The sequence below is a fragment of the Allobosea sp. MMO-172 genome, assembly GCF_037147855.1.
Classification (GTDB): Bacteria; Pseudomonadota; Alphaproteobacteria; order Rhizobiales; family Beijerinckiaceae; genus Allobosea.
Window position 1 is genome coordinate 13,868 of the sequence record NZ_JBBCUM010000018.1, and the last position, 23,363, is coordinate 37,230.

Genomic DNA, 23,363 nt, shown 5'->3' on the forward strand with positions numbered 1-23,363 from the left:
GTTATGACGGCAACGAGGGACGGGTCGGTTCGGGAGACGAGCGAGATGACGGCACTGGGCAGGCGCGATTGGGTTCCCCAAGCGAGCGAGGATTATGTGCTTAAGGTCGCGGCCGAGACGGCGAACCAGCCGCTCGATGCGATCGCGGCGCGGATCGATGCGCTTGCCGCCGAGAACCGGACGATCCATGAGCGCGACTGCGTCAATCTCAACCCCGCGACCAATGTCATGAACCCGAAGGCCGAGGCGCTGCTCTCGGCGGGGATCGGCGCGCGGCCTTCGCTCGGCTATCCCGGCGACAAATACGAGATGGGGCTGGAGGCGATCGAGCAGATCGAGATCATCGCCGCTGAGCTCGCGGCCGAAGTGTTCGGCGCAAAATATGCCGAGATCCGCGTGCCGTCCGGCGCCATCGCCAATCTCTACGCCTTCATGATCGCGGCCAAGGCGGGCGACTGCATCATCGCGCCGCCCGGCGAGATCGGCGGCCATGTCACCCATCACGGCGCCGGTGCGGCCGGGCTCTACGGCATCGTGACCCATCCGGCGCCGATCGATCCGCTGCGCTATACGGTCGATGTCGAGAAGCTGCGGGCGGATGCGCTGCGCCTGAAGCCGAAGCTGATCTCGATCGGCGGCAGCCTCAATCTCTTCTCACACCCGATCCGCGAGATTCGGGCCATCGCCGACGAGGTCGGGGCGATCGTGCTGTTCGATGCGGCGCATATGTCCGGCATGATCGCCGGCCATGGCTGGCAGCAGCCGCTGGAGGAGGGCGCCCATCTGATGACGATGAGCACCTATAAGAGCCTCGGCGGGCCGCCTTCGGGTCTGATCGTGACCAACGATGCCGAGATCGCCCGGAAGCTCGACGCCATCACCTATCCCGGCCTCACCGCCAATTTCGACGCGGCGAAATCGGCCTCGCTCGCCGTCTCGCTGCTGGACTGGAAGGCGCATGGCCGCGCCTATGCGCAGGAGATGGCGAAGACGGCGAAGGCGCTGGCCGAAGCACTCAGTGAGCGGCAGGTGCCGGTCTTCGCCCGCGACCGGGGCATGACGACCTCGCACCAGTTCGCGATCGAGGCCGCGACCTATGGCGGCGGGCAGGCGGCCGCGAAGAAGCTGCGTGCGGTGAACATTCTCTCCTGCGGCATCGGCCTGCCGCTGCCGGCTGTCGAGGGCGATGTGAACGGCCTGCGTCTGGGCACGCCGGAAATCGTCCGCTTCGGCATGACGGCTGCGGATATGCCGGAACTGGCCGGCTATATCGCCGAGGGGCTGAACGGCTCGCGCCCGGCCGAGGCGGTCGCGAAGGACGTCACGGCCTTCCGCGGCCGGTTCCGGGAGCTGCATTTCATGCGGTGAGCGCCGCGGCTGGCGTCAGGAATCGTTGCCCGGCGCGAAGAAGCAGAGCAGTTCGCCGGAGTCGTCGATGCAGAGATGCCAGTGGCCGTCCGGCGACTGTTTGGCCTTGTCCTGCGGGATTTCGAGCGTCAGCGGCTTACGGCGCTCGCTCGACCACATCGGGTGCTTGCCAGGCGCGATCGTCACAACGAAGCCGCCCGTGACTTCCCGGACGGCTTCCGGTTCGATCTGGGCGCAGTCGGAATCGAGGCAGCAGTAGAACGGGTAGTCCCAGCCTCGCGGGGCCTGATGAGCGCGCGCGACCGTCGCTCCCGCGATCAGGACAGCGGCGATCATCGAGGCAAGAACACGCATGGCCAGCCCTCGCAGCGAAGGCTGCGACCGGAAGGCGGCGAATGCGTGGCGGATATCTACGCTGTCATCCCGGGTCTCCCTGCGGTCGCCCGGGATGACCCGTGTTTCCTGAAAAAAGTGGTTCGCCTTAGCTGTTGGCCTTGCCGCCGTAGCGCTCTTCCATCTCGGCGCGCATCGCGCCGGCATCGAGCAGGCGCGAGCCGGCCATCCTGACCGAGCGCACCTTCCCGCCTTCGCGCTCCAGCGCGACGGTCTCGCCGGGGCTGTGGAAGCCGGAGGCGCGGACGATGCGGCCGCTGTCGGGCGCTTCGACCGCGATCTCGGCGGCGTCGAGGAAGGGAGTCAGCAGGGCAGGCGCGGCGCAGAGCACGCGATCGGCGACGGGGACGAGATCGGTCGCGCTCCAGAGCGTCCACCAGCGTCCGGTCCAGTCCCGCGTCTGGGCCGATGGGCCGCCGCGCTCGGCAAAGACCTTCAGGATATGGGCGACGCCATCGAGCCAGGGATGGGCGAGGCCGTCGATGGCGTTGGTCAGGACGGAGATCGTCAGGCCCTGCTTCGGGATGATCGCGGTGCGGGTGATGAAGCCCTGAAAGCCGCCGGAATGGCCGACCCAGCGCCAGTCGCCCTCGCCGCCGGAAATCGTGCCGAGCCCGTAATGGCGGCCGAGGCTGGATTCATCGTCGGGCCAGAGCCGGCGGACCATCTCGCGGCGGCTCCTGGCCGAGAGGATGCTGTGCTCGGCATGGGGCGAGAGCTGCGCGAAATAGCGCGCGACATCGGCGGCGGTTCCGACGAAGCCGGTGGCGGAAGCCATGGCATGGCAGTGATTGTCGGCCGGAATGACCATGCGCCGGCCGAGCAATTGCCGGCCGGTATGGCCCTTTGCCATCGGCCGCGGGCCCCAGAGCCCGATATCGGGCTTGGTCTCGGTGAGGCCGACCTTGGCGACGACCTCGTCGGTGATCCATTCATTGTAGCTCTGGCCGGTCACGGCCTCGATGACGAGGCCGAGCAGGGCGAAGCCATGGTTCGAGTATTTGAAGCGCTGCGAGCTGGGGAGAACCGGCGGATTCGCGAGATCGGCGAGCAGTTCCGCCTTGCTGCAGAAGGGTTTGCGGTCGAGGAACTGGCCGGCATCGGGACCGTCGCGGGTGAGGCCGGCGCTGTTGGAGAGAACCTGGCCGACGGTGACTTTGGCGACCTCCGGGTGCAGGCCGTCGATCAGGCTGCCGACCTCGTCGTCGAGACGCAGGCGGCCCTCGTCGACGAGGCGCAGGATGCCCGCCGAGGTGAAGCTCTTGGAATGCGAGGCGATGCGGAAGCCGTGGCGCGGCGTCAGCGCCTCGCCGGTTGCGAGGTCGGCGCTGCCGAAGGCGGCTTCCAGCACGACCTCGTCGCCATCGGCGATCGCGACCGCGCAGCCCGGCTGCTCATGGTGGCTGCGCTGGAAATCGAGCCAGGTCGCGACATAATCGAGGGCGGGAGCAAGCCACGGCTTCATGGTCTCAAGGTCCGTCAAGGTTCCGGAGGTTCTCGAACATGGCACGATTCCGTATGGCATCCGCAACCAGCGGATGGGTGGGGGCCGCCATGTCGGGAGTGGCTGCTTTCGCTTGCCCTTCGTGGCCTGCCGTGGCATCGCTCCCGGCCAATTCGAAAGGACCCAGGACCGTGGACAAGACAGAACTCGCCAAGCTCGAAACCTATCTGCGCCGCACCTTCAACAACCACGCGATCAGCGTGCGCGCCCGGATGAAGAAGACCGACTCGGCCGAGGTCTATCTGGGCGAGGAGTTCATCGGCATCATCCATGTCGACGACGAGGACGGCGACCGCTCCTTCAACTTCACCATGGCGATCCTCGACGTCGATCTCGAGGATTGAGGCGCCAGAGCCGAAGACTGGAGCCCTCATCCTGAGGAGCCGCGGAACGCGGCGTCTCGAAGGATGATCCAGTAAGCTCCAGAGACTTCTGAAGCATCCTTCGAGACGCCATTCCCTCGGGAATGGCTCCTCAGGATGAGGGCTGCAGGTATTTCTTGCTGGCTCTGTAGACCCGCTTCCTAGCGGATCAGCCCGTCGAGCGTCCGCCTGACGCCGCCGAGCATCACCGCCCAATCGGCGATGACGGCGCGGGGGAAGCGGATGTTCACATCCATGCCGCGGTGCTGGAAGGTGATGCGGCAGGGCTCTTCGATGCCGGAACCGGTGTCGATCGGGCAGCGCGCGGCGAAGCCCTTGCCGTCGGGGACGGAGACGTAGAACTCGTCATTCTCGAAAGGCGAGCCCTTGCGGAAGCCGCGCACCACGAGGCCGCCCGGATTCGACCAGACGGTCGGCGTCAGGAAGCGGGCATAGGTCGCGAGCTGGCGGGCGGGCTCGTTGACCCGGTCGGGCGGGCTCAGCGTGATCAGCAGCCGCCTGCGACTGTCCGGCTGAGCTGGGCCAAGGCTCGGCCAATCCAGGCGCAGCCGCACCATGCCGACGAGTCGGCTCGTTTCGCCCTCATCCTCGATGCCGGTGAGGTCCTTCGGGATCATCAGCGCGACATCGCCGACGCGGGCCGGTTGCGGGGCCGTCACCAGTTCGTCGCGGCGATGGGTCAGGTAGACGGCCAGCGCCGTCGCGAGAATCCCGGCCGTCAGGATCAGCAGCATCGCCTTCAGGAGCGCCCCGTCCGCACGCGGGAGCGGCGCGGCCTTCTGCTGCAGGCGCATGCGCACCATCGAGGTCAGATGGGCGGCCTGCTGGCCGGGCCGGTGATAGGGCAGCGATGCGGTCATTCCGGTGCCTTGTACTCAAGTGACAACCACTGAATCACCGCCGGCTTAATGCCGCGTAAACCATAACCGCGCCGGTAGGGTTAACCATCGGTAAACTCTGCGCTTCACAGGCCGCGGGCCATGCGGCAGGTTCGGGCGTCGCTCTGGTCGAGAGTTTGCGTCCGTGACCATCCAGCCCTTCGCCGTCGAGGCACTGCAATCCCTGTTCCTCGGCTTCGCCTTTGCCGGGCTTCTGGCCAGCGCGTTCGAGCTGTTCACGGAGCGGCGCGCCGATTTCAAGCTGCTTCAGGCCGGTGGTCTCACCGCCGTCGCCAGCGTGCCGGTGGTCGTATTCAGCGCGCCTTTCCTGATCCTGCGCAACATGATGCAGGGCCGGCAGAGCGACGGGCGGCCATTCTCGTTCCTGATGCTCGCGGGCCTGACGGCCGGCATCTGGAGCCTGGTCTCGGGCCGGGTCGTGCTCGACCTGCTGCACCTCCTCGGCGCTTGACGGAAGGCGCTGCCGGCCTGCAATCCTGAAGGCTCGAACCGTCAGGACAAGCCGATGCCCCTCTATGCGCTCGATGGAACAAGGCCCGAAACCGCGAAGGCCGGAGAGTGGTGGCTCGCGCCCGACGCGCATGTCATCGGCCGCGTCAGGCTGGCGGCCGGGGTGGGGATCTGGTTCGGCGCCGTGCTGCGCGGCGACAACGAGTGGATCACCATCGGCGAGGGCAGCAATCTCCAGGAAGGCTGCGTGCTCCATACCGACATGGGCTATCCGCTGACGGTCGGCGCCAATTGCACGATCGGCCATCGCGCCATCCTGCACGGCTGCACGATCGGCGAGAACAGCTTGGTCGGCATGGGCGCGACCGTGCTGAACGGCGCGAAGATCGGCCGCAACAGCCTCGTCGGCGCGAATGCGCTGGTGACGGAAGGCAAGGAATTCCCCGACAATTCGCTGATCGTCGGCTCTCCGGCCCGCGCGATCCGGACCCTCGACGACAAGGCTGCGGCGGGGATCACGGCTTCGGCGAAGGCCTATGTCCAGCGCTGGCGGCAATTCGCGGCCGGGCTCGAGCGGCTGGATTGAAGCTCAAAAAGAAGTGGGCCGGCCTCCCGTTGGGGAAAGCCGGCCCTTGGCGAAACCCGATCCTTGGGGACGGGTGGGTGGGGACGTGACCGAGCCTCGCCGTCCTTATGCCCGCAGCCGGCCTGTGGCTGCGGCGGTCTTCATCAACGCTGCACCGAAGCAACCGTCGGGGTCTGCGCGCCGCCGAGCGAGGTCCAGCCCGTGCGGTACTGCGACTCGCGCTTGACGTAGACGTAGCCGGTCTGGCTCCAGGGCAGGATCGCGTTGCGCTTGTTGTCGAGAACGAAGTCGCCGCGATCGGTGCGGATCATCAGCACGGCATGGCCGGCATTCTCCTCGTCGATCACGACGGTGACGAGCATGGCGCGGCGCGGCAGGCCGGCTTCGGCCAGGCGCTTGCGCTTCAGCAGGACGTAGTCTTCGCAGTCGCCCTTGCCGTCCGTCGGGATGTCCCAGCGATCGACGACGCCCCAGTGGTCCTGGTCGGTGATCGCCTCGATCTCGCGGTTGGTGTTGTTGTTGACGCCGACGATCGTCTTCCAGGTCTTGGCGTTCAGCTCGATTCGCTCGGCCTCGCGGGTGTCGACGCGGCATTCGGATGGCATGCGCTTGCAGAAATCGACCCAGGCATAGGGTGCGCGGGCGTCGCCGGAGGCTTCGGCCGGGAGGCTCGCGACAGGAATGCCGGCCGAGCCCTGAGCCTGAGCCGTGCCTGCCCCGGTCATCATGACCATGGCGGCGAGAGCGGTACCAATCAGATTGCGATGGAGTGAGAGCATGTCGTCCCCTTTCTGTCCCGGGGAGACGATGCGCGGCGGCGAATGGATTCGAGCTGAAATGGAAACGTACAAATTTATGTATTCGGGCTTCGTGGTGGCCAAGTAAAAATCAGGATCAACCTTGTTCAAAACCGGAAGTAACGATTTGCTTCGATCGTAAAACAAATTGGTAACCATTAATTCTTTGTAGTGCTGCAAGGGTCGATTAACCTACGCAGTCGTTAACGCGCGAGCGTCCGGCCAAGCATGGAGCCGGACGCGGCTTTCCCGCCTTTCCGATGCCGTTCTGCCGCTCGGATGGCCGCCGTGATGTGGAACGCCAGCCCGCGATCAGGGATTGTTGGGGATATGCGCTGCTCGGAAAGGCCTGCTGCGATGAGCGAACTGACCATCTGGAGCTATGACTGGGTACCTGAAGGTCCCCGTGGTTTCGTGCGCGATCTCAGGCTCCGCTGGGCCTGCGAGGAGGCGGGCCTCGCCTATGGCGTCCGCACGATTCCCTTCGACGGGCGCGAGACCAACCATCTCGCGCGCCAGCCTTTCGGCCAGATTCCGTTTCTGGACGATGGCGAGGTGAAACTGTTCGAGAGCGGGGCAGGGCTGCTGTATCTGGCGCGGAAGAGCGAGGCGCTGATGCCGGTCGATCCGGTGGGAGCGGCTGAAACGTTGCAATGGACGTTGGCTGCGCTCAACTCGATCGAGATGGTCTCCGTGCCCTGGTGGTTCCTGACCGTGACGGGCGCCGCAGATAATCAGCTCACGGACTGGATGCGCCTGCGTCTCGGCCAGCTCGAACAGGTCCTGAGCGAGCGGGAATGGCTCGCCGCCGGCCGCTTCACCGTCGCGGACCTGCTGATGGCGGATGTGCTGCGGGTCGAGAAGGTTCGTGCGTTCGGTGACCGGCCGGCGAGCGAGGCCTATGTCGCCCGCATCACGGGTCGCCCTGCCTTCAGGAAGGCGCAGGCCGATCAGGTCGCGCTCTTCGAGGCGGCGGACGCCAGACGGCGCGCTGCGGAGTGAGGCTTAGAAGGCTGCCTTGCTTTCGCGGATCCGGGTCGTCATCCCGGACAAGCCGCGTCAGCGGCGCCGATCCGGGATCCATCGTAGATCTCGGCGCCCTATGATGGATCCCGGGTCGAGCCCGGGATGACGGCGTGGTTCCGAGTGCAATGAGCAGGCTAGAAAACCGGCGAGGCGGGCTTCAGAGCTCCAGATTCTCGTCGAGCAGGTCGGCCGAGAGCGGGAAGCGGAATTCGGCGGCGTAGCCGCCGTCGAAGCGGCGCACGACGCGAGCCGGCGTGGTGCCGAGCCGAACCGGCGTGTTGAGCGGCAGGTCGAGATCGCTGGAGAAGGCGGCGCCCGAGAGCGAGATGTCGATGACGCGCACGATATGCTCGGTGCCGTCCTCCATCACCAGCGTCGAACGCGGGTTGCGCGGCACGATGCGCTCGTGGCGACGATCCTCGGGCAGGCCGAGCTCTTCGCGGTTGGCGAGCCAGGTCAGCTGCGCCGTGAATTTCTCGCGCTTGCGGCTGGTCGCGGTGATGGTCATCGCGAAACCTTCGGCCGTGGTGCGGACGCAGCTGCCCTCGATGCGGCCGAGATGCTCGAGATAGACGATGACGCGTTCGCCGGGCTTGGCCTTGGCGGGCGCCGCGAGATGGACGCCGCCGGGCGAGATGTCGATCGTCTGGCAGGGGTATTCCATGCGGTTCGGCAGCATGTAGCGGCCCAGCAGCACGACCTTCATACGGAAATGCCGCCTGCGCTCGGCAGGAAAGGCAGCCGCACGGGGCGTTTTGAGGGCGCTCAACATCAATAACCGACCTAGATTCCCCGATAATCCTAGGCGGGTTTCGGTTAACGCATCGTTCCGATCAGGCCCGCCCGCCGGGTAATACCACGAGACGGGGCGGTTCGGCACGGCGCGGGGTGACAGGGGGGCGCGCGGCTGCTGCGGGCCAGAGCATCCTGAGCGAGATCATCCGCATCGATTCGATGGTGTCGAGACCCAGCCAGTCCGGCGACAGGGCAGGCGAGAGGGCGCCCAGCACGCGGGCATGGGTGCGGCCGCGATAGCGCAGCGGCAGCAGCAGCAATTCGAGATAGATCGGCGTGCCGGTCACCGACTTGCCGGAGAGGCCGGCGACGGCGCCGGCGCTCTCGTCCATCACGGTCTGGACGAGGCGGCGCATGTCGCCCTGCGCCTCGACATCGGCCCAGAGCGCCGTGAAGGCGCGCCCGCGCAACTCCTGGCCGATCAGGGCGCAGAGCCGCGTGCCCGCTAGCCGGAAGACCGGGCCGATCGGCTCGTTCTCCAGCACGAAGGTATCGGCCAGGGCATGCCGCAGGGCGCCGGGCTCGATCTCGCCGCGCTCGGGCGCGGCGCGATCGCCGCGCAGCGTGTCCCAATAGTCGAAAACCAGCTTTGTGCTCGCGTTCTTCATCCTGTGCCCATATTCGCCGTCTGTCTCTCCCTGGAGCGGGTCAGCGTCCGATGATGACGCGGAACCGTTCGAAAGGAGGACGAATCAATCTCTCGGAAGAGCGCTGACGCATTCGTCGTGCCGTCTTGCCACCGTCGTTTGAGTCGGGGGAGGCGGCAGGGACGTTAGGGTTAATCAAGTCTTACGATTGTGGATGATCGTTAAAATGCGCATGAATCGCCCTCGGAATTCGCGGATGCCGAGAGCGTGCGCAAACGAGGTGGAGGGGGGCGTGAGCCAGCCGTCCGGCATGACCGGGCGGCCTCACAGCCGGCGAAAAAGGGGACGGCGCAAGCCGATCCCCTTTTTCGTATTCCTCGCGGCGCCAGCGGCTTGCGCCGCGCTATCGCTTCGGCAAGTGTGACGGCCGCATGGCTTCCCAATATTCTCCTCCACCGGGGCGCGAGCCCGTCTTCAATCTGCCGTCCGCCGTGGTCTGGCTGCTCGCGGTCCTGGTCCTGATCCAGGCCGGGCGCGGGCTGCTGTCGGACTATGACGACTACGTGCTGATGTCCTGGCTCGCCTTCGTGCCGGCGCGGCTGACGCTCTGGCTCTCGCCGGCGCGGATCGACGATGTCGTCGGCGCAATGGCGCAGGTCACGGCAGGGCAGGACGTCGCCGAGCGGCTCCAGCTCGTCCGGTTGCTGCTGGCGGATGGCGGGGTCAGGCTCTGGACGATCCTGACCTATGGTCTGCTGCACGGCTCCTGGCTGCACCTTGTCTCCAACGCGGTCTGGCTGGCGGCTTTCGGCAGCCCGGTCGCGCGGCGGCTCGGGTCGGGGCGCTTCCTCAATCTGATGGCGCTGGCGACGATCGGTGGCGCATTGCTGCACTGGTGGTCGCGCGACCTCGACGTGCTGCCGCTGGTCGGTGCATCCGCCGGCATCTCGGGCGCGACGGCGGCTGCGATCCGCTTCGTCTTCGCGCCGGGCCTGCGCTTCGGGGAACTCGGCGACGATGCCGTCGTCCGCGCGATTCCGGCCGAGCCGCTGGGGCAGCTCTGGCGCAATTCGCGCGCCCTGTTGTTCATCGCGATCTGGTTCGTGACGAACATCCTGTTCGGAGCCGGACTGGTGCCGATCTTCGGCGAGGAGACCAGCATCGCCTGGGAGGCCCATATCGGCGGCTTCGTCGTCGGGCTCCTGCTGTTCCCGCTGCTCGACCGGGGGCAGCAGCGGCGCTGACGCGGCCGGCAGTCCCGGTTCGCAAGGTTCTTTAGAACCGTTTCGGAAACCTTGCCTGTGCCAAGGTCTTCGCCCACACTCGCCTCATTGCGAAGCACTTCCCGAGCCGGCCCGGCATCGAGAGACTTGCCGGCCCTCGCGAAGTTCCAGCGAAACCGCGCGCCGGCAACGGCGCGCCTGCGAGGAGGGACTGGCCATGAATGTCGAGCAGTTGCTGAGCGGCAAGGGGCACGATGTGATCTCGGTGCAGCCGCATCGGACGCTGTCCGAGGCGATCCGCACGCTGAGCGAGAAGCGGATCGGCGCCGTCGTCGTCATGGGGGCGGACGGAGCGCTGGTAGGCATCCTGTCCGAGCGCGACATCATCCGGGCACTCGGCGAACTGGGCGCCGGCGCGCTGGAGAGCGCGGTCTCGCGCTCGATGACCTCCAAGGTCGTGACCTGCCGGCCGCAGACCAGCGTCGACGAGCTCATGGAGATCATGACGACCGGCCGCTTCCGCCATGTGCCGGTGGTCGAGAACGGGCGCGTCACCGGCCTCGTCTCGATCGGCGACGTGGTCAAGCACCGGGTCGCCGCGATCGAGGCCGAGAGCCAGGCGATGCGCGACTATATCGCGATGGCCTGAAGGGAGCGCGAAAGGCCGGGGAGCGTCAGCTCTCCGGTGCGATATGGTTCGCCGCGACGAGGGCGGCGATATCGTCCAGAGCCCGCCGCGCCGCCTGTCGGCCGAGTTCGATCGTCTCGCCGGCGCGGTGGAAGTCGAACAGGCCGATGCGGCCGAGCTTGGGGCCGATCATCACGTCTGGCGGATCGCCAGCCAGCCGCGAGCGCGAGATGCGATCCTGCGTGATGTTGAAGGCATCGATCATCACGCCGGCCAGCCCCGGGCGGTTCTCCGCCGGGCGGCCGACAATGTTGCGGACGCGCTTGGCGGCGCCGCTGATCCCGTCATACCAGCGCGGCTCCGGCTGGATCTGCAATTCGGGCACGAGCGGATCGGGGTCCGAACTCTGGTCCTGGATGGTCGTGCCGCGGCCGGTGAGGTCGCTGTTGAGGTTGACGCAGATCACGACATCGGCGCCGAGCGCGCGGGCCGCCGTCACCGGGACGGGATTGACCAGCGCGCCGTCCATCAGCCAGCGCCCGCCGAGCTTCACGGGGTCGAAAATGCCCGGCAGCGCGTAGGAGGCGGTCAGCGCCTCGACCAGCGGGCCATGGGTCAGCCAGATCTCATGGCCGAAGCCGAGTTCGGTCGCGACGGCGACGAAGCGGTGGTTCAGGTCCTCGATCCGGATGCCGTTGAGGTGCTGTTCGAGCAGGCGCTTCAGGCGTCCGCCGGAGATCAGGCCGGCGCCGCCGATATGGAAATCCATCAGGCCGACGATGCGGCGCTTGGTCATGCTGGTGGCGAATTCGGAGAGTTCGGGCAGCTTGCCGGCGGCGAGACATCCGCCGACCACGGCGCCGATCGAGGTTCCGGCGATGACATCGGGGGCGAAACCGGCCTCGATCAGCACTTCGAGCGCGCCGATATGGGCCCATCCGCGCGCCGCGCCGCCGCCAAGCGCGAGGCCGATCTTCGGCCTGACCAAGGCCGGCTGTCCCTCGACCGGGCGCATATCGTTCATTGCGGCACCACCTCCGCCGAGACCAAAGGCTCGCCGCGCGACACCATCCCACCGCATGGACTTGTCCCTCCGTGGAATAAGAGGGTCTCAGAAGCCGATGAGCGAAAGATGAACGGGCGGCCTTCGGCGATTATCGCCTGTATTTGACGGATCCGTGAAGGCGGCTCGGCCGCATCGCGGATGCGCGCCGGGTTCAGTGGTGTCACTCGCAGATGATCAGCGGCTTCCCGGCTTCGCCGCGCAACGGCTGGGCCCGGTAGAAGCAGGAGCAGCGCCCGGTATGGCAGCAGCCGCCGTCGCCGGCGACCTTCACCCTGATCCAGAGCGCGTCCTGGTCGCAGTCGACCCGCATCTCGACGATGGTCTGGATCTGGCCGGAGGTCGCGCCTTTGTGCCAGAGTTCCTGGCGCGAGCGCGACCAGTACCAGGCCTCGCCGGTCTCGATCGAGCGCTTGAGCGCCTCGGCATTCATATGGGCGACCATCAGCACCGCGCCGCTATCGGCCTCCGTCGCGACGACGGTCACGAGGCCGTTCGCGTCGAAGCGGGGGGTGAGCACCGTGCCCTCCTCGAGGGCGTGCTTGTCGGGCGCGGTGGGGAAGAGGGACATTAAGGCTCCGAGGAAAGGCGGTCACGCCGCGCCTTGTAAGGAAATGCCGGGAGCGGCCACGGAGCCGCCAAGTCATGCAGACAGCTACTGGAAACGCGCGGTTGGAGCCACCGTTGTCATTCCGGGGCTTCGCTTAGCGAAGAACCCGGAACCCACGACCGGGCGAGCGGCTTACAACCCGGCATAAAGTGTCTCACCCAGTCGTGGGTTCCGGGTTCGCGCCTGCAGCGCGCCCCGGAATGACAAGAGCGGAGCGAAATCACAGCTGCCCAATGTCGAACGCACCTACAGCCCCGGCGACTTCACCATCGTGAAGAAGCGGACCTGCTCGGCCGGGTCGTCCCTGAAGATGCCGCGATATTGCGTGGTCATCGTGGACGAGCCCTGCTTCTGCACGCCGCGCATCGACATGCACATATGCTCGGCCTCGACGAGGATGGCGACGCCACGCGGCTCCAGCACCTCCTCGATCACGTCGGCGATCTGGGCGGTCATGGTCTCCTGCGTCTGCAGGCGGCGGGCATAGACATCGACGATGCGGGCGAGCTTCGAGAGGCCGACCACGCCCTTCGCGGGGTAATAGCCGATATGGGCCTTGCCGACGAAGGGCACCATGTGGTGCTCGCAATGCGAATAGAACGGGATGTCGCGGACGAGGACCATGTCGCTGTAGCCCTCGACCTCCTCGAAGACGCGGTCGAGGATATGGTGCGGGTCCTCGGCATAGCCCTTGTAGAATTCCTTGTAGGCCTTGGCGACGCGGCGCGGCGTGTCCGTCAGGCCCTCGCGCGACGGGTCGTCGCCCGCCCAGAGCAGGAGCGTGCGGACAGCGGCCTCGGCCTCTTCCTGCGTGGGCTTGCGGACCAGAAACTTGTCAGCGGAGGGGCCGACGGCCCCCTCGACGGACAAGGACTTAACCACAGGGATCATGTGGTGCCTCCCGTTGGGACGATGAAGGCCTCGCGAGCTGCCCTTGCAGGCTGCGGCTCCCGGGGCCGGTGCGACAAGTCTGATGCCTCGCGGCGGAAGAGGTTCCCATGCCCTCCCGTTTTGCGGCGATCAACCTTATATTGGGTCTGCGTGCCGGTCATTCCAGATCGGCGAGAGAACTGGTCATGCTGGACGACGTCTACAACAAGCGCATCCTCTCGCTTGCCGCCAACATCCCCCTGCTGCAGCGCCTGCCGTCGCCCGATGCGACGGCGCGCGCGCATTCGAAGCTATGCGGCTCGACCGTGACAGTCGATGTCACCATGGAGGGCGATGTCGTCACCGGCTTCGGCCATGACGTGAAGGCCTGCGCGCTCGGCCAGGCCTCGTCCTCCATCATGGCGAGCCATGTCGTCGGCTCGACGGCTGGCGAGTTGCGGGAGGTGCGCGAGCAGGCCCGCGCCATCCTGAAGGAGAATGCCGCGCCGCCCGAGGGCAAATGGGCCGATCTCGCGGTGCTCGTGCCGGTACGCGACTTCAAGGCGCGCCATGCCTCGACGATGCTGACCTTCGATGCGGTGGTCGATGCGATCGACCAGATCGAGGCCAAGCGGCGCGAGGCCGCTGCCTAGCGAGACATCACTTCACGCCGAAGGCGACGCGGATTTCCGGCACGGTCTCGTCGAAGCGGGCCTTGAAGGCGCGGTCGGCGAGCAGGGCCTTGGCGACGGCGCGGCCGACCTTGTCGCCGGCGACCAGATCGCTCGGATAGTGGAAGCCGCAGATCAGGCGGCTCTCGCCGTAGCTCTTAACCCGCTCTTCCAGCTTGTCGGACAATTCGGGCGCCGCGGTCTTCAGCAGTTCGGCATAGAGCGCGGCGGTTGCCGCATGGCCTGACGGGAAGGAGGTGCCTTCCGGGCGGGCGCCGGGGCAGGGCTTGACGCGGACCTTCGACCAGAGCTGGAACGGGCGCTGGCGGCTGGTCAGGCGGTGGACGCTTTTCAGGAGGATGCCGAGTTCGACCTGCGCCTCGCGGAACAGCAGCCGGACCTCGCGATGGGTGTTGTCGACATAGCCGGTGTCCATGCCGTTCAGGAAATTGACCAGCGCGAGGCGCTGGTCGGCGATGGCGGCTTTCTCGCGCTCGGGCGTGCGGTTCAGGGTGATCTGCTGGACCTGTTCGAACTCGGCCTTGCCCTCGGGGCTGTTCTGCGCCGGCGGTAGGCCGATGATATGAGCGATGTCGAGCTTGGCGCCGTCGAGCCAGAGCAGGTAAGGCCGCTGCTGGGCGGAGGCCGGCATGGCGAGACCGAGGCCGAGCGCGAGGCCGGCTCCGAGAAAGGCCTTGCGAACGAGGGCTTGGCGAAAGCGAGCGGCGCGCATCATGTTTCCGGTATCGAGCAAGGGAAGCGGTTCTGATTGTGGCTGAACGAAACGAAGCAGACGATCTATTCCAGCGTCTCTTTGTTAAGCAAAGATTTTCGCTGCTGCGAAGCGTCGCGCTTTTCCCGCGAAAGGCCGCACATTTTGCCATTCGCGGCTACCAACTGAGCCTTTCCATGCTGGTCGGGCGGCATTGCCGGCATTGGCCGAGCTGCTCGGCCTATACCGACGAGGCGATCCTGCGCTTCGGCCTGTGGCGCGGCGGTTGGGCCGGTTTTGCCCGGATCTGCCGCTGCAATCCATGGGGCACGAGCGGCGTCGACATCGTCTGCGAGGCATTGCCGCCCGATGCGAGGTGGTATAGGCCGTGGGCCTATGGCCGCTGGCGCGGGACAAATGTGCCGGCGGCTTTCGATTCCGACGCCGAACCGGCCACGGGCGGCGGAACGCAATCCTCACATCCGTAGCCGGCCTAGTCTTACGGGGCTTGTATCCCCGAGTGAGCAGGATAGCGATCCATGACGATCTCCCTGACATTTCCCGATGGCGCCAAGCGCGAATTCCCCTCCGGCATCACCGGAGTCGAGATCGCCAAGGGCATCTCTCCTTCCCTGCTGAAGCGCACCGTCGCGATGGCGCTCGACGGCACCGTCGTCGATCTTGCCGATCCGATCACCACTGACGCGAAGATCGAGCTTTTGAACCGGGAAGACCCGCGTTCGCTCGAACTGATCCGGCACGACACCGCTCACGTCCTCGCCGAGGCCGTGCAGGAACTCTTTCCCGGCACGCAGGTGACGATCGGCCCGGTGATCGAGAACGGGTTCTTCTACGATTTCGCCCGCAACGAGCCCTTCACGCCCGAAGACTTCCCGGCGATCGAGAAGAAGATGCGCGAGATCATCGCGCGCGACAAACCCTTCACTAAGGAGGTCTGGAGCCGCGACAAGGCCAAGGATTTCTTTGCCGCCAAGGGCGAGGCCTACAAGGTCGAGCTGGTCGATGCGATCCCCGCCGACCAGACGCTGAAGATGTACGCGCAGGGCGACTGGATCGACCTCTGCCGCGGCCCGCACATGACTTCGGTCGGCAAGGTCGGCAACGCCTTCAAGCTGATGAAGACGGCGGGCGCCTATTGGCGCGGCGACTCGAACAACGCGATGCTGACTCGCATCTACGGCACGGCCTTCGCCAAGCAGGAAGAACTCGACGCCTATCTCAAGCAGCTCGAGGAGGCGGAGAAGCGCGACCACCGCAAGCTCGGCCGGGAGATGGACCTGTTCCATTTCCAGGAGGAGGGGCCGGGCGTCGTGTTCTGGCACTCCAAGGGCTGGCGCCTGTTCCAGGAGATCATCGCCTATATGCGCCGGCGCCTCGCCGCCGACTACGAGGAGGTGAACGCGCCGCAGATCCTCGACAAGTCGCTCTGGGAGACCTCGGGCCACTGGGGCTGGTATCAGGACAACATGTTCGCGGTGAAATCGGCCTCGGCTTTCGAGAACCCGGCCGATGCCGAGCGCGACCATCGCGTCTTCGCGCTGAAGCCGATGAACTGCCCGGGCCATGTCCAGATCTTCAAGCACGGTCTGAAGAGCTATCGCGACCTGCCGATCCGGCTCGCCGAATTCGGCAATGTGCACCGCTACGAGCCCTCGGGCGCGCTGCATGGGCTGATGCGCGTGCGCGGCTTCACGCAGGACGATGCACATATCTTCTGCACGGAAGAGCAGCTCGCGGCCGAGTGCCTGAAGATCAACGACCTGATCCTGTCGGTCTACGAGGATTTCGGCTTCACCGAGGAGCTGGTGATCAAGCTCTCGACACGGCCCGAGAAGCGTGTCGGTTCTGACGCGGTCTGGGACCATGCCGAGCAGGTGATGACCGGCGTGCTGGAACGGATCGCGAAGCAGTCCGGCAACCGGATCAAGACCGAGATCAATCCGGGCGAGGGCGCGTTCTACGGGCCGAAATTCGAGTATGTCCTGCGCGATGCCATCGGCCGCGACTGGCAATGCGGCACGACGCAGGTCGACTTCAACCTGCCGGAGCGGTTCGGCGCTTTTTATATCGGCGCCGATGGCGAGAAGAAGCAGCCAGTCATGGTCCACCGCGCCATCTGCGGCTCGCTGGAGCGCTTCACCGGCATCCTGATCGAGCACCATGCCGGGCATTTCCCGCTCTGGCTGGCGCCCGAGCAGATCGTGGTCTGCCCGATCACCTCGGAAGCGGACGCCTATGCCGAGGATGTGACGATGGCCCTGATGGGCGCCGGCCTCCGGGCACGCGCCGATCTGCGCAACGAGAAGATCTCGTACAAGGTGCGCGAGCACTCGCTGGCCAAGGTCCCGGTCATCCTCGCCGTCGGCAAGCGCGAGGCCGAGGAGAAGACCGTGACGGTCCGCCGCCTCGGCAGCCAGGCGCAGACGGTGATGACGCTCGACGAGGCGCTTGCGGCGCTCGGCCAGGAGGCGCTGGCGCCTGATCTGGCGCGTCGGAAAGCCGTGAAGGCGGAGTAACCAGCGGCACCACACGCTTGTCATTCCGGGGCGCGCCGCGGGCGCGAACCCGGAACCCACGACTGGGTGAACCGTCTGCAAACGGGCGTTAGATGTCGCACCCAGTCGTGGGTTCCGGGTTCTTCGCTGCGCGAAGCCCCGGAATGACAACGGTGTTTGCGCACCCCTAGCGAATCCAGCCCTCGCCATGGCAGATTGCCGGCGATGCTGACAGGCTCCTACCGCAAGCGGCTCGAAGCCGATCTTCCCCGTTGGGTCGCCGAGGGCTGGCTCAGTGCCGAGAATGCCGGCGCGATCCGGCGCTCGGTCGCGCGCGAGCAGGGCGGCATCCGCCTGCCGGCCGTGCTCGGCCTGCTCGGCGGCCTGCTGATCGCAGCGAGCGTTGCCGCCTTCGTCGCGGCCGGCTGGGAGGACATCCCGCGCCTCGTCAAGCTGGGCATGATCCTCGCGGCCATTGCGATCTGTATCGCTTATGCTTTCCGGCTGGAGCGTCAGGGCTCGCCGCGCGGCGCCGATGCCGCCGTGACCTGCGGCGTGCTGATCTTCGGCGCAGGCTTGGCACTGGTCGGCCAGATGTATCATCTGCCTGCCGACTGGCCGGCCGGTGCCTTGCTGGTGGCGCTCGGCGGCTTGATTGCCGCTGTCCTGATGCGCTCGAACGGCGCGCTGGCGATCGCGCTGATCGCGATCTGCGCCTGGAGCGGCGGGCGCTGGGAAGAGGCGCGCAGCGGCGCGCATCTCGGCTTCTTCATCCTCTATCTGCCGGCCCTGTGGCTTTCGCTGTCGCGCGATAACCGGCTGGTGCATCACCTCGTTGTGCTCGCAGCCGCTGCCTGGCTCGGCATGGCGCCGGGCTATGGACTGTTCGACCGGTTCGATTACGGGCTTCTGGCTTATGGGCTGGCGCTTGCCGTGTTCTATGTGGCGCTGGGCGCACTGGCGCTCGACCGGGGCTTGCCTTCGGTGCTGACCGCCTGCCTGCCCTGGGGGCTGCTCGGGCTGGTGCTGGTGCTGAACACGGAGCTGATCCGCATCCTCGACCGGGACGAGGCGCGGGCAGGCCATGCCTTCCGCTTCGTCTTCATGGCCTATGCCATCGCAATTCCCGTCGTCGCAGCCCTGGCAGGGCTCGCCCGCGAGCGGCGTTTCGCGTGGCCCCTGGCGGCAGGGCTTGCCTTCGCCTTGCTGGTGCCGGTCGTGTTCTGGACCGGCATCGTCACCGCCATGGCCGGCAAGATCATCGTCGCGAGCCTCGTTCTGCTGACTGCTACGGCGCTGGTGGTGGCCGGGTCGGTCGGCGGCATCCGGCGTTTGGTGCTGGCGGGCTCGGTCCTGTTCGGCGTCGCGATCCTGATCCTGCTCTGGCAGACCATCGGTACGCTGCTCGACCAGTCGCTGTTCTTCCTCGTCGCGGGCGCGGCGCTGCTGGCGATCGCCTCCGGCGCGCGGCGGCTCTTCGCCCGGCTCAACCCGCCTGAGAAGGAAGCCGCCTGATGCGCGCGCTTTCGGCCGATAGCCTCGTCGCCAAGGTGCCGCTGGTCTGGCGCGCGCTGGCAACCGCGCTGCTGCTGGGGCTCGTCCTGCTGGCGCTGGTCGAGCAGAGGGCGCGCATCCTGCGCGGCGGCACCGAGATCCGGCTGCGGAGCGTGCCGGTCGATCCGCGCGACCTCTTCCGCGGGGATTACGTCATCCTCGCCTATCCGATCAGCACGGTCGAGACCGGTGCGGCCAATCAAGCGGGCTTCCAGCGCGGCGAGCAGGTCTATGTCAGCCTCGGCCGGGACGAGCAGGGCTTTGCCCGGGCGACCGGCGTGTCGCGGGAGTGGCCCAAGACCGGAGACGGTGTCGTCGTGATCGCCGGGCGCGTTACGGCGAACTCGGCCTGTGCCACCATGGCGGACGGCTCCTTCGATTGCAGCGGCCGGCGCAACCGCCTGAGCATCGCCTATGGGCTCGAGAGCTATTTCGTGCCGCAAGGCGAGGGCAAGGCGATCGAGACCACCGACAAGGCGCGGATCGAGGTGGTGGCCGCCGTCTCGTCCTCGGGCGAGGCCGCGATCAAGCGCCTGCTGATCGACGGCAAGCCGGTCTACGCCGAACCGCCATACTGAGGCCGGGCCTTCGAACGGCGATTTGACGTCTTCCAGCCCTCATCCTGAGGAGCCGCTGAGCGGCGTCTCGAAGGATGTTCCAGTGATTTCCGGAACCTCCTGAAACATCCTTCGAGACGCCATTCCCTTGGAATGGCTCCTCAGGATGAGGGCTTGCGCTTTCAAGCACTGGTCCGGCCGGCGCGGCATCACATTGCCGTGTCGGCGCCGCTTCGTCTCAACCCTGCCGCAAAGCCGCTGATGATCCGCCACACGCGCTTGTGACAACACGCCGCGTGACGCGAATCCTCAGGAGTTATATGAACGGCAGATGAACAGCTTCGACAGCGAACGTTCATCTTGAGAGTGGCGAGCCGGGAACATGCATCGGCCGCCGGCGTTTCGATCCTGGATTTTCCGGCCTGCTGAAGGACTACAGTCCCGTGTCCTCCCATTCTTCCTTCAGGCGCTTCCTGCTTCTCGGCCGACCGGCCGTGGACGCTGTGCTGGCTGCGCCGGGGCGGGATGCGCGGATCGACGTGATCCGCGGGCTCGCCCTGCTGATCATCTTCATCAACCACATGCCGGGGAACGTGGTCTCGGCCTATATGCCGCATAATTTCGGCTTCTCGGACGCGGCCGACATCTTCGTGCTGCTGGCCGGCGTCTCGGCGACGCTGGCCTATGGCGGGCTGATCGAGCAGCGCGGCTTCGCGGTCGCCGGGCTGAAGCTCGGCGCGCGGCTCTGGACGCTCTACATCGCCCATCTCGCGGTGTTCATCATCGTCTGCGGCGTCGTCGCCACGGCGGTGACGCGGACGCAGAACCCGCTCTATATCGAGGCGATCAACATCCAGCCCTTCTTCCGTGACACGGTCGAGGCACTGATCGGCGCGCTGACGCTGACCTACCAGCCGTCCTATCTCGATATCCTGCCGCTCTACATCGTGCTGCTGGCGCTGTTCCCGGTGATCTACTACGCGGCGCGCCTGAGTCCGCTGCTGACGCTCGCCTGCTCGCTGGCGATCTGGCAGGCGGCGCTCGCCTTCGAGCTCAACCTGCCCAATGGCAGTGCCGGCGTCTGGTTCTTCAACCCCTTCGCCTGGCAGGTCGTCTTCACGCTCGGCGTCGTCATCGGGCGGGCGGCGCAGCTCGGCATCCGCGCGCCGCGCCTGGTCTGGCTCGACGTCGCGGCAGTCGCCTTCATCGTTTTCGCCTGGGTGGTGAAGACCTCCAGCGGCAACCCGACCGGCATCGCGGCGCTGAACGACTGGTTCGATTCCGTTCAGCTCGGCTCGGACAAGACCAATCTCGCCTGGACGCGCATCCTGCATATCGGCGCGCTGGCCTGGCTGGCGATCCGCTGGTTGCCGGCCGGCATGGCGATGGCGAAGGCAGTGCCCGGCCGCATGCTTGCGAGTGCCGGGCAAAATTCGCTGCATGTCTTCTGCGCGGGCGTCGTGCTCTCGATCATCGGGCAGATCGTGCTGGCGGAAACATCCTTCGATTTGGGCGTTCAGTTGCTGATATGTGCTGGTGGCGCTACAATTCTGACAGGGTTAGGGATTTTCCTGTCGTGGTACCGTTCGATCACGAAACGCGGCGCAAGTGCCGAGTCTGCCCCGGCCCGTGGCGCACAGCTGCCGCGGCCTTCCTTCTCCTCGCGCTGAATTCGGGAGCTGGCGCGGCGCCGCTGCCGCCGCCGCTCGATGTGCGCTGCCGTGCGGAGGCCGCGAAAGCCGCCTTCCAGCCAAGCTTGCCGGCAGCGCGCAAGGCGCTGCAGGAAACCGGCCGCCTGACCATCGTGGCACTGGGTTCCTCGGCGACAGCCGGCTCCGGCGCCAGCGCCGACGACAAGAGCTATCCTTCCGTGCTGCAGGCCGAATTGCGCCGGCGCCTGCCGGGTGCGGAGGTTCGGGTCGTCAACAAGGGCGTCGGCGGCCAGTCGGCCTATGACATGCTGCTGCGCATGCAGGCCGACGTCATCGACGAGAAGCCGGCGATCGTGATCTGGCAGACCGTCATCAACGACGCGATCCGCGATATCGGCGAGGACAAGCTCGGCAAGATCCTGCGCAAGGGGGTCGGCAAGGCCCGCAGCGCCGGGATCGAGATGATCCTGATGGACCTGCCCTGGCTGCCGCGCGAGGGCCGTTATCCGCATTACGACGATTACCGCGCCGTGCTGACGAAGACGGCGCAGGACCAGGGCATCTCGCTGTTCCCGCGCTATGCGATGATGAAAGGCTGGTCGAATTCGCGCCAGTTCACGCCTGAGGAACTCGTCGGCATGGACGGCCTGCATCTGGTCGATGCCGGCTATCGCTGCCTGGCATTGCGGCTGGCCGACGGGATCGTTGCGGGGATCGGGCCGGTTCGGATCGAGGCGGCTGGGGCTGGGAAGCCGACGAACTGACGACCCTTGTCATTCCGGGGCTTCGCGTAGCGAAGAACCCGGAACCCACGACTGGATGAGCCGCCAACACCCGCACGCCGACTGTCCTACCCAGTCGTAGGTTCCGGGTTCGCGCCTGCGGCGCGCCCCGGAATGACAACGGTCGTGCGAAGCGACAGGTGGCCTATTTCGCCAGAACCTCGATATCGCGGTCGCTGCCCGACTCGACCTTGAAGTCGCGCGAATAGACCTGTCCCTCCTGCCGGGCGATCAGGACATAGTCGCCTTCCGCCAGGATGACCTGTGGGAAGGCGCCGATCGCCTCGCGGATCACGTCGCCGCCCGGCGTCAGCACGCTGAAGGCGGTGCCGGCGAAAGCCTCTCCGCCGGTATTGGCTACGAGCTTCAGCGTCACCTTGGCGGCGCGATGATGCAGCGTCGCGTCGGTGACCTTGCCGGTCTCGACCTTCACGTCGGCACGCTGGATCGCGTTGGAATCGCCGTAGGTCGAGACGACGTGATAGGTGCCCTCGGGCAAGCGGATGACCTCGCCCGCCTTGGCGCCGCTGGTGATCAGGCGGCCTTCGGAATTGCCCTGCAAGGGTACGAAGACCGAGAAGGAGAGCAGGGGGGCGGGGATCGGGGCATCGCCGATCGAGCCGGCGAGCGAGAGCGCGCCGGCGCTGATCTGGACCTGATCGCGCAGGCCTTGCTGGCCGAGGCTGACGCGCCTCGTGCCGCTGGCGAAGCCATAGCCGGCATGGATGACGTAGTTGCCGGGCGGCAGCGAGAAGGCCGGCTCCGGCTCGGAGGAGCGCGCGACGATCCGCGACGAGGTGCCGTCGCTGCCCTCGCTGAGAACGCGCCAGTTCAGCCCGGAGCGGATCGGCTTGCGGTCGGCGGCGAACTGGGCGGAGACGGACAGGCGCGCCAATCCGTTCGGCGCGACAGGCTGGCCCTGCATGGGCGCGGGAGGCGGGGTGTCCGCGCCAGGGCCGGGATCGGCGGACTGGGCACCGGCGAAGTTCGGCGCAAGCAGGACGGCCGTGGCGAAGACGGCCCCGACAAGGCGGCGAGCTTTAAAGCCCTCCAATTGAAACATGCTTTTCGTCCTCGGCGGCTCTGCGGCGTTGTATGAGCAGCTCCGCTTGTCCTCATCATGGCGAAGGAATAGGTCAATTCCCAAGCCATAGTCAGGATGTTTCATGACCGATACGCTCTCTCTGCTCAAGCTGCGCCGCTCCGTGCCGCCGCAGTTCCTTACGGCGCCCGGCCCTGACGGCGCCCAGCTCGACGAATTGCTCGCCATCTCCGCGCGGGTGCCCGATCATGGCAAGCTCGCGCCTTGGCGCTTCATCGTCTTCAAGGGCGCGGCCCGCGAGGAAGCGGCGGAGATCGTCGCGCGCATCTACCGCGAGAAGAACCCGCAGGCGAGCGAGGATCAGGTCGCGTTCGAGCGCAAGCGTCTGCTGCACGCGCCGGTCATCGTTGCCGTGGTCTCGCGGGCACGTGAACATGCCAAGATCCCGCTCTGGGAGCAGGAGCTTTCGGCCGGCGCGGTCTGCATGAACATGCTCGTCGCCGCCTATGCCATGGGCTATGCCGGCTCCTGGCTGACCAACTGGTTCTCCTTCGACCGGCAGGTGCTGAGCGAATTCGGGCTGGCCGATGACGAGCGGATGGCCGGCTTCGTGCATCTGGGCACCCCGACGGCGCCGATCACCGATCGCGACAGGCCGGTGATGGCCGATATCGTCAGCTATTACGGGACTTGAT

The 23,363-nt window shown here is 66.6% G+C and carries 26 protein-coding genes; 15 read left to right on the plus strand and 11 right to left on the minus strand.

What is annotated here, in order from left to right:
- Window positions 1-45 precede the first annotated feature (45 nt).
- On the plus strand, window positions 46-1,368 hold the full coding sequence (locus tag WFK61_RS22030; RefSeq protein ID WP_336814211.1) for a serine hydroxymethyltransferase: 1,323 nt from the start codon (window positions 46-48) through the stop codon (window positions 1,366-1,368).
- Window positions 1,369-1,383: 15 nt separating this feature from the next.
- Here the strand turns inward: WFK61_RS22030 and WFK61_RS22035 are convergent, their stop codons facing one another.
- Entirely contained in the window at window positions 1,384-1,722 is a 339-nt protein-coding gene (locus WFK61_RS22035; RefSeq protein WP_336814212.1) for a hypothetical protein, read from the minus strand.
- Window positions 1,723-1,849: 127 nt separating this feature from the next.
- Complete coding sequence (locus WFK61_RS22040; RefSeq protein WP_336814213.1) at window positions 1,850-3,226, minus strand: serine hydrolase domain-containing protein; 1,377 nt, start codon at window positions 3,224-3,226, stop codon at window positions 1,850-1,852.
- Between the two features lie 170 nt (window positions 3,227-3,396).
- Here WFK61_RS22040 and WFK61_RS22045 point away from each other — a divergent pair, with 170 nt between their 5' ends.
- Window positions 3,397-3,609, plus strand: a complete 213-nt coding sequence (locus WFK61_RS22045; protein ID WP_199092659.1) for a DUF3126 family protein — start codon at window positions 3,397-3,399, stop codon at window positions 3,607-3,609.
- 179 nt (window positions 3,610-3,788) lie between these two features.
- Here the strand turns inward: WFK61_RS22045 and WFK61_RS22050 are convergent, their stop codons facing one another.
- On the minus strand, window positions 3,789-4,508 hold the full coding sequence (locus tag WFK61_RS22050; protein WP_336814214.1) for a hypothetical protein: 720 nt from the start codon (window positions 4,506-4,508) through the stop codon (window positions 3,789-3,791).
- Window positions 4,509-4,671: 163 nt separating this feature from the next.
- Here WFK61_RS22050 and WFK61_RS22055 point away from each other — a divergent pair, with 163 nt between their 5' ends.
- Both WFK61_RS22055 and WFK61_RS22060 read left to right on the plus strand, forming a co-directional pair.
- Window positions 4,672-4,998 carry a DUF6949 family protein gene (locus WFK61_RS22055; protein ID WP_336814215.1) on the plus strand — a complete coding sequence of 109 codons (327 nt, stop codon included), beginning with the start codon at window positions 4,672-4,674 and terminating at the stop codon, window positions 4,996-4,998.
- Window positions 4,999-5,052: 54 nt separating this feature from the next.
- Window positions 5,053-5,583 (plus strand): gamma carbonic anhydrase family protein, encoded by a 531-nt coding sequence (locus WFK61_RS22060; protein WP_257732162.1) that lies wholly within the window; start codon window positions 5,053-5,055, stop codon window positions 5,581-5,583.
- Between the two features lie 143 nt (window positions 5,584-5,726).
- Here WFK61_RS22060 and WFK61_RS22065 read toward each other — a convergent pair whose 3' ends face one another.
- Complete coding sequence (locus WFK61_RS22065) at window positions 5,727-6,362, minus strand: transglutaminase-like cysteine peptidase (protein WP_336814216.1); 636 nt, start codon at window positions 6,360-6,362, stop codon at window positions 5,727-5,729.
- A 375-nt stretch (window positions 6,363-6,737) separates the two neighbouring features.
- Here WFK61_RS22065 and WFK61_RS22070 point away from each other — a divergent pair, with 375 nt between their 5' ends.
- Window positions 6,738-7,382 carry a glutathione S-transferase family protein gene (locus tag WFK61_RS22070; RefSeq protein ID WP_336814217.1) on the plus strand — a complete coding sequence of 215 codons (645 nt, stop codon included), beginning with the start codon at window positions 6,738-6,740 and terminating at the stop codon, window positions 7,380-7,382.
- A 181-nt stretch (window positions 7,383-7,563) separates the two neighbouring features.
- Here WFK61_RS22070 and WFK61_RS22075 read toward each other — a convergent pair whose 3' ends face one another.
- Together WFK61_RS22075 and WFK61_RS22080 are read right to left on the minus strand one after the other, a co-directional pair.
- Window positions 7,564-8,178 (minus strand): PilZ domain-containing protein, encoded by a 615-nt coding sequence (locus WFK61_RS22075; protein ID WP_336814218.1) that lies wholly within the window; start codon window positions 8,176-8,178, stop codon window positions 7,564-7,566.
- A gap of 61 nt (window positions 8,179-8,239) precedes the next feature.
- Window positions 8,240-8,809 carry a PAS domain-containing protein gene (locus WFK61_RS22080; RefSeq protein WP_336814219.1) on the minus strand — a complete coding sequence of 190 codons (570 nt, stop codon included), beginning with the start codon at window positions 8,807-8,809 and terminating at the stop codon, window positions 8,240-8,242.
- A 410-nt stretch (window positions 8,810-9,219) separates the two neighbouring features.
- On the opposite strand from WFK61_RS22080, the gene WFK61_RS22085 reads away from it, so the two are divergent.
- Complete coding sequence (locus WFK61_RS22085) at window positions 9,220-10,032, plus strand: rhomboid family intramembrane serine protease (RefSeq protein WP_336814220.1); 813 nt, start codon at window positions 9,220-9,222, stop codon at window positions 10,030-10,032.
- 196 nt (window positions 10,033-10,228) lie between these two features.
- Complete coding sequence (locus WFK61_RS22090; RefSeq protein ID WP_257732156.1) at window positions 10,229-10,660, plus strand: CBS domain-containing protein; 432 nt, start codon at window positions 10,229-10,231, stop codon at window positions 10,658-10,660.
- 25 nt (window positions 10,661-10,685) lie between these two features.
- Here WFK61_RS22090 and WFK61_RS22095 read toward each other — a convergent pair whose 3' ends face one another.
- The 3 genes from WFK61_RS22095 to folE form a co-directional block, all read right to left on the minus strand.
- A complete protein-coding gene (locus tag WFK61_RS22095) occupies window positions 10,686-11,663 on the minus strand; it encodes a patatin-like phospholipase family protein (protein WP_336814221.1) in 978 nt (325 codons plus the stop codon).
- Window positions 11,664-11,865: 202 nt separating this feature from the next.
- The gene (gene hisI / locus WFK61_RS22100) at window positions 11,866-12,273 is read right to left on the minus strand and encodes a phosphoribosyl-AMP cyclohydrolase (RefSeq protein ID WP_336814222.1); all 408 of its coding nucleotides are present in this window, start codon (window positions 12,271-12,273) and stop codon (window positions 11,866-11,868) included.
- A 285-nt stretch (window positions 12,274-12,558) separates the two neighbouring features.
- Window positions 12,559-13,203, minus strand: a complete 645-nt coding sequence (folE, locus tag WFK61_RS22105; RefSeq protein WP_336814223.1) for a GTP cyclohydrolase I FolE — start codon at window positions 13,201-13,203, stop codon at window positions 12,559-12,561.
- A 185-nt stretch (window positions 13,204-13,388) separates the two neighbouring features.
- Between folE and WFK61_RS22110 the strand changes: the two genes are divergently transcribed.
- Entirely contained in the window at window positions 13,389-13,835 is a 447-nt protein-coding gene (locus WFK61_RS22110; protein ID WP_336814224.1) for an iron-sulfur cluster assembly scaffold protein, read from the plus strand.
- A gap of 7 nt (window positions 13,836-13,842) precedes the next feature.
- Here WFK61_RS22110 and WFK61_RS22115 read toward each other — a convergent pair whose 3' ends face one another.
- On the minus strand, window positions 13,843-14,589 hold the full coding sequence (locus WFK61_RS22115; protein WP_336814225.1) for a phosphatase PAP2 family protein: 747 nt from the start codon (window positions 14,587-14,589) through the stop codon (window positions 13,843-13,845).
- Window positions 14,590-14,690: 101 nt separating this feature from the next.
- Here WFK61_RS22115 and yidD point away from each other — a divergent pair, with 101 nt between their 5' ends.
- From yidD to WFK61_RS22145, 6 genes are all read left to right on the plus strand, one after another.
- The gene (gene yidD / locus WFK61_RS22120) at window positions 14,691-15,053 is read left to right on the plus strand and encodes a membrane protein insertion efficiency factor YidD (RefSeq protein ID WP_336814292.1); all 363 of its coding nucleotides are present in this window, start codon (window positions 14,691-14,693) and stop codon (window positions 15,051-15,053) included.
- 51 nt (window positions 15,054-15,104) lie between these two features.
- Complete coding sequence (gene thrS / locus WFK61_RS22125) at window positions 15,105-17,102, plus strand: threonine--tRNA ligase (protein ID WP_336814226.1); 1,998 nt, start codon at window positions 15,105-15,107, stop codon at window positions 17,100-17,102.
- A 204-nt stretch (window positions 17,103-17,306) separates the two neighbouring features.
- Window positions 17,307-18,596, plus strand: a complete 1,290-nt coding sequence (locus WFK61_RS22130) for a DUF2157 domain-containing protein (protein WP_336814227.1) — start codon at window positions 17,307-17,309, stop codon at window positions 18,594-18,596.
- Window positions 18,596-19,213, plus strand: a complete 618-nt coding sequence (locus WFK61_RS22135; RefSeq protein WP_336814228.1) for a GDYXXLXY domain-containing protein — start codon at window positions 18,596-18,598, stop codon at window positions 19,211-19,213. Before WFK61_RS22130 ends, WFK61_RS22135 begins: the two co-directional genes overlap by 1 nt.
- A 422-nt stretch (window positions 19,214-19,635) precedes the next feature.
- A complete protein-coding gene (locus WFK61_RS22140; protein WP_336814229.1) occupies window positions 19,636-20,862 on the plus strand; it encodes an OpgC family protein in 1,227 nt (408 codons plus the stop codon).
- Between the two features lie 41 nt (window positions 20,863-20,903).
- Window positions 20,904-21,608, plus strand: a complete 705-nt coding sequence (locus WFK61_RS22145) for an SGNH/GDSL hydrolase family protein (protein WP_442896354.1) — start codon at window positions 20,904-20,906, stop codon at window positions 21,606-21,608.
- Between the two features lie 163 nt (window positions 21,609-21,771).
- Here WFK61_RS22145 and WFK61_RS22150 read toward each other — a convergent pair whose 3' ends face one another.
- Complete coding sequence (locus WFK61_RS22150; RefSeq protein WP_336814231.1) at window positions 21,772-22,689, minus strand: collagen binding domain-containing protein; 918 nt, start codon at window positions 22,687-22,689, stop codon at window positions 21,772-21,774.
- Between the two features lie 103 nt (window positions 22,690-22,792).
- Between WFK61_RS22150 and WFK61_RS22155 the strand changes: the two genes are divergently transcribed.
- Window positions 22,793-23,362, plus strand: coding sequence for a nitroreductase family protein (locus WFK61_RS22155; RefSeq protein ID WP_336814232.1), 570 nt, complete (start codon window positions 22,793-22,795; stop codon window positions 23,360-23,362).
- The last annotated feature ends 1 nt before the right edge of the window (window position 23,363 follow it).

Bases quoted from the DNA above. Each gene is read 5' to 3' on its own strand.
- WFK61_RS22030 (WP_336814211.1), top strand. From the start codon at position 46: ATGACGGCACTGGGCAGGCGCGATTGGGTTCCCCAAGCGAGCGAGGAT.
- WFK61_RS22035 (WP_336814212.1), bottom strand. From the start codon at position 1,722: ATGCGTGTTCTTGCCTCGATGATCGCCGCTGTCCTGATCGCGGGAGCG.
- WFK61_RS22040 (WP_336814213.1), bottom strand. From the start codon at position 3,226: ATGAAGCCGTGGCTTGCTCCCGCCCTCGATTATGTCGCGACCTGGCTC.
- WFK61_RS22050 (WP_336814214.1), bottom strand. From the start codon at position 4,508: ATGACCGCATCGCTGCCCTATCACCGGCCCGGCCAGCAGGCCGCCCAT.
- WFK61_RS22060 (WP_257732162.1), top strand. From the start codon at position 5,053: ATGCCCCTCTATGCGCTCGATGGAACAAGGCCCGAAACCGCGAAGGCC.
- WFK61_RS22065 (WP_336814216.1), bottom strand. From the start codon at position 6,362: ATGCTCTCACTCCATCGCAATCTGATTGGTACCGCTCTCGCCGCCATG.
- WFK61_RS22070 (WP_336814217.1), top strand. From the start codon at position 6,738: ATGAGCGAACTGACCATCTGGAGCTATGACTGGGTACCTGAAGGTCCC.
- WFK61_RS22075 (WP_336814218.1), bottom strand. From the start codon at position 8,178: ATGTTGAGCGCCCTCAAAACGCCCCGTGCGGCTGCCTTTCCTGCCGAG.
- WFK61_RS22080 (WP_336814219.1), bottom strand. From the start codon at position 8,809: ATGAAGAACGCGAGCACAAAGCTGGTTTTCGACTATTGGGACACGCTG.
- WFK61_RS22085 (WP_336814220.1), top strand. From the start codon at position 9,220: ATGGCTTCCCAATATTCTCCTCCACCGGGGCGCGAGCCCGTCTTCAAT.
- WFK61_RS22090 (WP_257732156.1), top strand. From the start codon at position 10,229: ATGAATGTCGAGCAGTTGCTGAGCGGCAAGGGGCACGATGTGATCTCG.
- WFK61_RS22095 (WP_336814221.1), bottom strand. From the start codon at position 11,663: ATGAACGATATGCGCCCGGTCGAGGGACAGCCGGCCTTGGTCAGGCCG.
- hisI (WP_336814222.1), bottom strand. From the start codon at position 12,273: ATGTCCCTCTTCCCCACCGCGCCCGACAAGCACGCCCTCGAGGAGGGC.
- folE (WP_336814223.1), bottom strand. From the start codon at position 13,203: ATGATCCCTGTGGTTAAGTCCTTGTCCGTCGAGGGGGCCGTCGGCCCC.
- WFK61_RS22110 (WP_336814224.1), top strand. From the start codon at position 13,389: ATGCTGGACGACGTCTACAACAAGCGCATCCTCTCGCTTGCCGCCAAC.
- WFK61_RS22115 (WP_336814225.1), bottom strand. From the start codon at position 14,589: ATGATGCGCGCCGCTCGCTTTCGCCAAGCCCTCGTTCGCAAGGCCTTT.
- thrS (WP_336814226.1), top strand. From the start codon at position 15,105: ATGACGATCTCCCTGACATTTCCCGATGGCGCCAAGCGCGAATTCCCC.
- WFK61_RS22130 (WP_336814227.1), top strand. From the start codon at position 17,307: ATGCTGACAGGCTCCTACCGCAAGCGGCTCGAAGCCGATCTTCCCCGT.
- WFK61_RS22135 (WP_336814228.1), top strand. From the start codon at position 18,596: ATGCGCGCGCTTTCGGCCGATAGCCTCGTCGCCAAGGTGCCGCTGGTC.
- WFK61_RS22150 (WP_336814231.1), bottom strand. From the start codon at position 22,689: ATGTTTCAATTGGAGGGCTTTAAAGCTCGCCGCCTTGTCGGGGCCGTC.
- WFK61_RS22155 (WP_336814232.1), top strand. From the start codon at position 22,793: ATGACCGATACGCTCTCTCTGCTCAAGCTGCGCCGCTCCGTGCCGCCG.